The sequence below is a fragment of the Finegoldia sp. P1-F-LS genome (assembly GCF_052932205.1).
This window is the reverse complement of the sequence record NZ_JBRFJH010000027.1, coordinates 1-644: the sequence shown is the minus strand read 5'-3', so window position 1 is coordinate 644 and position 644 is coordinate 1. Positions and strand designations below refer to the sequence as shown.

The 644-nt window shown below is 47.2% G+C and carries 1 tRNA gene and 2 rRNA genes; all 3 read left to right on the top strand.

The annotated features are described in order from the left end of the window. Positions 1-208: ribosomal RNA gene (locus ACU68Y_RS09075) — 16S ribosomal RNA — on the top strand; the annotation flags it as partial. A gap of 46 nt (positions 209-254) precedes the next feature. Beyond that, positions 255-330: transfer RNA gene (locus ACU68Y_RS09070), tRNA-Ala, on the top strand. Between the two features lie 137 nt (positions 331-467). Further along, positions 468-644 (top strand): 23S ribosomal RNA (locus tag ACU68Y_RS09065); the annotation flags it as partial.

Below are 644 nucleotides of genomic sequence, written 5' to 3'. Positions count from 1 at the left end.
ATGAAGTCGGAGTTGCTAGTAATCGCGGATCAGAATGTCGCGGTGAATGCGTTCCCGGGTCTTGTACACACCGCCCGTCACACCATGGGAGTTGATAATACCCGAAGCCTGTGACCTAATTGAGGAGTAGTCGAAGGTAGGATTGATGACTGGGGTGAAGTCGTAACAAGGTAGCCGTATCGGAAGGTGCGGCTGGATCACCTCCTTTCTAAGGAGTGCTAACTCAACAAGTATTTACTTTAAGGTTCTTTTATGGGGGTATAGCTCAGTTGGGAGAGCACCTGCCTTGCAAGCAGGGGGTCAGGAGTTCGAATCTCCTTATCTCCACCAATGACCTAACAGCAATCTTCGATTGCGTAGTAGGTCAGGTGCCGTTTTGTTTCAAATCTTCGATTTGTCAAAAAACGGCCATTGACTTAACAAAAGTCAAAAAGTACATTGAAAATCGAATAACAGTATATATTTCCGGTCAAGAAACTAAGGGCGCAAGGCGGATGCCTTGGCACCAGGAGGCGAAGAAGGACGTGACAAGCAACGAAAACCTCGAGTAGGAGCAAATATCCAGTGACTCGGGGGAATCCGAATGGGGAAACCTACTAGACACACTCTAGTATCCATACGTAAATACATAGCGTATGGAAGCG